Source organism: Pseudoalteromonas sp. SR45-5, from assembly GCF_014163565.1.
GTDB classification, from domain to species: Bacteria; Pseudomonadota; Gammaproteobacteria; order Enterobacterales; family Alteromonadaceae; genus Pseudoalteromonas; species Pseudoalteromonas distincta.
Genome location: NZ_JACJDN010000165.1, coordinates 1 through 6,993, shown reverse-complemented (window position 1 = coordinate 6,993; position 6,993 = coordinate 1). Strand labels below are relative to the sequence as shown.

3 protein-coding genes and 1 pseudogene are annotated in these 6,993 nt (G+C 40.5%); 1 reads left to right on the top strand and 3 read right to left on the bottom strand.

The genetic code is table 11. The features are described from left to right. Nucleotides 1-10 precede the first annotated feature (10 nt). The 3 genes and pseudogenes from nrdA to ubiG form a co-directional block, all read right to left on the bottom strand. Nucleotides 11-2,293 (bottom strand): annotated as a pseudogene (gene nrdA / locus H5072_RS08285) (class 1a ribonucleoside-diphosphate reductase subunit alpha). Between the two features lie 408 nt (nucleotides 2,294-2,701). Continuing rightward, nucleotides 2,702-3,382, bottom strand: coding sequence for an HAD family hydrolase (locus tag H5072_RS08280; protein ID WP_182693230.1), 681 nt, complete (start codon nucleotides 3,380-3,382; stop codon nucleotides 2,702-2,704). After that, a complete protein-coding gene (ubiG, locus tag H5072_RS08275) occupies nucleotides 3,382-4,092 on the bottom strand; it encodes a bifunctional 2-polyprenyl-6-hydroxyphenol methylase/3-demethylubiquinol 3-O-methyltransferase UbiG (protein WP_024597262.1) in 711 nt (236 codons plus the stop codon). The genes H5072_RS08280 and ubiG overlap by 1 nt, the downstream gene beginning before the upstream one ends. A gap of 176 nt (nucleotides 4,093-4,268) precedes the next feature. Here ubiG and gyrA point away from each other — a divergent pair, with 176 nt between their 5' ends. Further along, nucleotides 4,269-6,968: a DNA topoisomerase (ATP-hydrolyzing) subunit A gene (gene gyrA, locus H5072_RS08270; protein WP_002961163.1), complete on the top strand. Its 2,700-nt coding sequence runs from the start codon at nucleotides 4,269-4,271 to the stop codon at nucleotides 6,966-6,968. Nucleotides 6,969-6,993: the final 25 nt, after the last annotated feature.

Genomic DNA, 6,993 nt, shown 5'->3' with positions numbered 1-6,993 from the left:
AAATCAGCAGTTATATTTTACACGCGCCGCCTTCACAATCGTCATCTTCCACTTCTGGAGCATCTTCTTGTGAATCTGAGGCGCCGTCGCGAGTATTGTGGTAATACAAGGTTTTAACACCTAGTTTGTACGCGCTTAGTAAGTCTTTTAATAAGACTTGCATAGGTACTTTACCGCCTTCGAACTTGTTTGGATCATAATTCGTATTTGCAGAAATTGTTTGGTCAACAAATTTTTGCATTATGCCAACAAGCTGTAAATAACCATCGTTTGATGGAATGTCCCATAGTAGCTCGTACTGATCTTTTAAACGCTCATACTCAGGAACAACTTGTTTTAAAATACCGTCTTTACTTGCTTTAACGCTAATATGTCCACGTGGTGGCTCAATACCGTTAGTTGCGTTAGAGATTTGCGACGATGTTTCTGATGGCATTAATGCACTTAGTGTTGAGTTACGCATACCGTGCTCTTTAATACTTGCACGTAGTGTATCCCAATCAAGATGAAGTGGCTCATCACAAATTTTATCTAAATCACGTTTGTACGTATCTGTTGGCATAATACCTTGTGAATACGTTGTCTCGTTAAACTTAGGACATGCGCCACGCTCTTTAGCAAGCTCGTTTGATGCTTTCATCAAGTAATATTGAATAGCTTCAAAGGTTTTATGCGTTAATGCATTAGCGCTGCCATCAGAATAACGCTTACCGTTTTTAGCTAGGTAGTATGCGTAGTTAATTACGCCTATTCCTAGTGTACGACGACCCATAGTTGCATTTTTAGCAGCCGGTACAGGGTAGTCTTGGAAATCAAGTAAGTTATCAAGTGCGCGTACTGCAAGTTCAGCTAGCTCTTCAAGCTCATCAAGTGACTCTATTGCACCTAGGTTAAACGCAGAAAGTGTACAAAGGGCAATTTCGCCTTCTTCGTCATTCACGTTATTAAGTGGCTTAGTTGGCAATGCAATTTCTAAACATAAGTTAGATTGGCGAATTGGCGCAACTTTAGAAATAAATGGGCTGTGTGTATTACAGTGATCCACATTTTGTAAATAAATACGACCAGTACTTGCACGCTCTTGTGCAAACATAGAGAAAAGCTCAATGGCTTTAATGCGTTTTTTACGAATAGACTCGTCTTGTTCGTATTTAACGTAAAGTGCGTCAAACTCAGCTTGGTCTTCAAAAAATGCATCATAAAGGCCAGGCACATCTGATGGGCTAAATAATGTAATGTAGTCATCTTTAATTAAACGAGAGTACATTAGTTTATTAAACTGTACGCCGTAATCAAGGTGACGAACGCGGTTGTCGTCTACACCACGGTTATTTTTAAGTACAAGTAGGTTTTCTACTTCTAGATGCCAAAGCGGGTAGAACAAAGTTGCAGCACCGCCGCGTACACCACCTTGCGAACAACTTTTAACAGCTGTTTGAAAGTGCTTATAAAAAGGAATACAACCTGTATGGTACGCTTCGCCGTTACGAATATGGCTACCTAGCGCACGAATTCGACCTGCATTAATACCAATTCCCGCACGTTGTGAAACGTATTTAACAATAGCTGACGACGTTGCATTGATTGAATCAAGGCTGTCGCCACATTCAATCAATACACACGAGCTAAACTGGCGAGTAGGCGTACGTACACCCGACATAATTGGCGTTGGTAGAGATATTTTAAATAAAGATACTGCATCGTAAAAACGTTTAATGTAATCAGTACGTGTTTCACGTGGGTAATCTGAAAATAAGCTTGCCGCAACTAAAATATATAAAAACTGTGCACTTTCGTATATTTAACCCGATACACGGTTTTGAACGAGGTACTTACCTTCAAGTTGCTTTACAGCAGCGTAGCTAAAGTTAAGATCGCGAGAATGATCAAGGTATGCATCAAGCTCATCTAACTCTTGCTCTGTGTAATCTACTAGTAAATGAGCATCATAGCGTTTATCGCCAACCATTTTTGTTACGTGGTCAAATAAACGTGGTGGCTCAAATTGACCGTACGCTTTTTTACGTAAATGGAATACAGCTAAACGTGCAGCTAAGTATTGGTAATCAGGCGATTCTTTTGAAATCTGATCCGCTGCTGCTTTAATGATGGTTTCGTGAATGTCTTTAGTACGAATACCGTCGTAAAACTGAATGTGCGACTTTAATTCAACTTGCGAAACCGAAACGTTGTTTAAACCTTCGGCGGCCCACTCAATAACGCGATGGATCTTATCCAGATCAAGAGGCTCTTTACGCCCGTCACGTTTGCTTACAGATAACTGTTGGTTCATTTGCCTGTATTCCTTGGGAATTATGTATTTTGACCAATGCTTTATACCTCGCCGGGGCGAGGTATATACTCATTTATTATAAGTTTCGCCATATTTGCGAATTTAATTGAATAACATTTGGCCACAATATCTGGTGTTGTTCAATTTAGAGATCACAAGATAGTGTGGTCTGAGTTGTTTTGCAAGGGACATAATTGCCCCTATTTGTGGATAACTTCGGGATAACGTATTTGTGTTAGTAGATACTCACCTTCGAACAATCATTTAAGTTGAAATATGCAAAAATCAACTAATGATCTGCTAAATTTACGCATTTTAAAAATAAATTTTGACTGCTTTTTTTATCAGCAAGCTTTGCGTAAAAACTAACACAATCACAATATATAGTGTTTATTAATTAACATGGCACTATATATGGTTAAAACCATCAATTGGGCTTTGCCAGTTAAAATCAGCATTCCAGCTGTTGGCTTCATCATTACTTGGTATGTAACCCCAAAGTGCCGTTGCTGTGCGCATACCTGCGGCTTTGCCTGCTTGTATGTCTCGCTGTGCATCACCAATGTACAAACAGCGTTTTGGTTGCACTCCCATAAGCTTTGCACAGTGTAGCAGCGGTAAAGGGGATGGCTTAGCTTCAGCTAAGGTGTCGCCACTTATTACTACACTAGCATTTTTCAATGCGGGAATTGCTGCCACTAAAGGATCAGTTAAAAACCCTGGTTTGTTAGTCATGATCCCCCATTTGATCTTTTTCTGATCAAGGGCAATAAGCAACGATTCAACACCGCTGAAGCAATGTGTGTGATTTGCTATGTTTGCAGCGTATTCGTCAACTAATTGCTTAATAAGCTCGCTTTGAGGTTGTGTGTCCCATAACTCTTTAAAACCAGCCTCTAATAATGCGCCTGCGCCGTTAGATGCCGCAGGACGGTATACATCACTACTAACAGGCTCTATTTTATTATTAATGAGAACTGCATTTAAAGCCGCACCTAAATCTTCAGCGGTGTCGAGTAGAGTGCCGTCTAAATCAAATAAAAATGCATCGTACTCAATAAGGGGGAGGGGGGCTTGAGAGTTAGCCATTAAGCTAACTTCTCAAAGTACAGTATGTAATTTACGCTAACGTCACTATTGAGCGTATATTGCTTTGATAGTGGGTTATAAGAAAGGCCTGTACTTGCACGAACTTTTAAACCCGCTTGCTCTGCCCATGTAATAAGCTGTGCAGGTTTTATAAACTTTTTATGGTCGTGTGTACCTTCAGGCACCATTTTTAAAAGCTTTTCAGCACCAACAATAGCGTATAAATATGCTTTAGGTGTTTTGTTCAGGGTTGAAAAAAACACGTCTGCGCCTGGTTTGGCAAGTGCAGCTACGGCATGAATGATAGATGCTGGGTCGGGAACGTGCTCAAGCATTTCCATACAGGTTATTACATCAAAGCGCTCTGGGTGTTGCGAAGCAAACTCTTCTGCTGGCACTTTTATGTAATCTACATTTACGCCAGTTTCTAAACTGTGCAACTTAGCAACAGTTAAAGGCTCTTGCCCCATATCGATGCCAGTTACTTTTGCGCCCATGCGCGCCATGCTTTGGCTTAAAATACCGCCACCACAGCCAACATCGAGTGTTTCTTTATCGAATAAGCCTTGCGTTTTGTTTGCTATAAAGTCTAAACGTAACGGGTTAATTTCGTGAAGAGGTTTGAATTCTCCGTCTAGGTCCCACCAACGCTCGGCGATGGCTTCAAATTTTGCTATTTCTGCGTGATCTACATTTTGATGTTCGGTCATAAAATACTTCCTCGTCAATCTGAGGCCATTATATAGGGCTAAATTGATAAATCGCAAAGTTTTGCGCCTGTAAATTAAAATTAATTGTGATAGCATGGCTGTTAGAAATAATAACAATACTCTTAATACCCAATACCGGGTTGTTGAGAGCTGATACTGAAGGAATGTGATATCAAATGACTGATCTCGCCAATGAAATTCTGCCAGTCAATATTGAAGACGAGTTAAAAAACTCCTACTTAGATTACGCAATGAGCGTAATTGTAGGACGTGCATTACCAGACGTACGTGACGGCTTAAAACCTGTTCATCGCCGCGTTTTGTTTGCAATGAACGAGCTTAGTAATGACTGGAACAAGCCTTACAAAAAATCGGCCCGTGTGGTCGGTGACGTAATCGGTAAATACCACCCACACGGCGACAGTGCAGTTTATGACACGATAGTTCGTATGGCTCAGCCATTCTCACTGCGTTATATGCTAGTAGATGGCCAAGGTAACTTCGGTTCGGTTGATGGTGATTCAGCAGCGGCAATGCGTTATACAGAAGTACGTATGGCTAAAATGTCGCATGAGTTATTAGCCGATCTTGAAAAAGAAACGGTTGATTTCGTTCCTAACTACGATGGCACTGAGTTCATCCCTGATGTTTTACCAACGAAAGTTCCTAATTTATTAGTGAATGGTTCGTCAGGTATTGCAGTAGGTATGGCTACAAATATACCACCACATAACTTAACTGAAGTTGTAAATGGTTGTTTGGCACTTATTCAAAATCCAGATTTAACTATTTTAGAGTTAATGGATTATATTCCTGGTCCTGATTTCCCAACGGCTGCAATTATCAACGGTAAGAAGGGTATTGAACAAGCCTACTTAACTGGCCGTGGTAAAGTGTACATGCGTGCACGCGCCGACATCGAAACCGATGAAAAAACAGGCCGTGAAACAATCATCGTTCACGAAATTCCTTATCAAGTTAATAAAGCTCGTTTAATTGAAAAAATTGCTGAGCTGGTTAAAGATAAGAAAATTGAAGGTATTAGTGCGCTACGTGATGAATCAGATAAAGACGGTATGCGTATCGTTATTGAAATCAAACGTGGTGACGTAGGCGAAGTTATTTTAAACAACTTGTATTCACAAACTCAGTTACAAACTGTGTTTGGTATGAATATGGTTGCGCTAATTAATAACCAACCTAAATGTTTCAATTTAAAAGAAATGTTAGAAGAGTTTATTATTCACCGTCGTGAAGTAGTAACTCGTCGTACAGTATTTGATTTACGTAAAGCCCGTGACCGTGCACACACGCTTGAAGGCTTAGCGATTGCGCTTGCGAACATTGATCCAATTATCGAACTTATTCGTAAATCCCCTACACCTGCTGAAGCTAAAATTGCTTTAACAGCGCGTCCGTGGGAATTAGGTAATGTACAAGGCATGCTTGAAAAAGCAGGTGAAGACAATGTTGCTCGTCCAGATTGGTTAGCAAGCGAACTTGGTATTCGCGATGGTCAATATTATATCTCTGAGCAACAAGCTCAAGCAATTCTTGATTTGCGTTTACATAAGCTAACAGGCCTTGAACACGAAAAAATCTTGACCGAATACCAAGCGTTATTAGAACTAATTGCTGAACTACTTTATATTTTGGCAACTCCTGAGCGTTTAATGGAAGTTATTCGTGACGAGCTAGTTGAAATTAAAGAGCAATATGGTGATGAGCGTCGCACTGAAATTAATGCCGCTGCTCACGATATCAGCCTTGAAGACTTAATTACTGAAGAAAACGTAGTCGTAACGCTTTCTCACGAAGGTTATGTGAAGTATCAGGCATTGTCTGATTACGAAGCACAGCGTCGTGGTGGTAAAGGTAAGTCAGCAACGAAGATGAAAGATGAAGATTTCATCGAACGTCTATTAGTTGCAAATACACACGATACTATATTGTGTTTCTCTACGGCCGGTCGTTTATATTGGCTTAAAGTGTATCAGTTACCACTAGCGAGTCGTGCAGCGCGCGGTAAGCCAATTGTTAACTTGCTACCACTTGAAGCTGATGAACGTATTACTGCTATATTGCCAGTACGCGAGTACGCAGAAGATAAATACATCTTTATGGCAACAGCGTTTGGTACAGTTAAGAAAACACCATTAACGGCTTACAGTCGTCAACGTGCAAGCGGTATTATTGCTGTTAACTTAAATGATGGCGATAGCCTGATTGGGGTTGATATTACCGATGGTAGCAACGAAATTATGTTGTTCACTGATGCAGGTAAAGTTGTACGCTTTAAAGAAGCTGAAGAAACAACAGTTGTTGATGAAAACGGTAACCCAGTATTAGACGAAGAAGGTAACCCTGAGATTCGTTTCAAAGGTGTTCGCCCAATGGGTCGTACTGCTACAGGTGTTCGTGGTATTAAAATGGCCGATGATCAACGCGTAGTATCGTTAATTGTACCAAAAACTGACGGTGCTATTTTAACGGTAACTGAAAATGGTTACGGTAAGCGTACACAACTTGAAGATTACCCATCTAAGAGCCGTGCAACACAGGGTGTTGTATCTATCAAGGTGAGTGAGCGTAACGGTGCTGTTGTTGGCGCTGTACAAGTTGATGATAACGACGAAATCATGATTATTTCAAATCGTGGTACCTTAGTACGTACTCGCGTTAATGAAGTTTCTACGGTTGGACGTAACACCCAAGGTGTTATTTTGATCAGAACTATTGACGAAGAGCAAGTAGTTGGTTTACAACGTATAGAAGAGATTGAAGTTACAGAAAGTGACTTGATTGATATTGAAGACGTTGAAACTGTAGATACGGTTATTGATGAAGTAGCGGATGATAATCCTCCTTCAGAATAATTGATATTGAAAAAGCGGCCTTGGC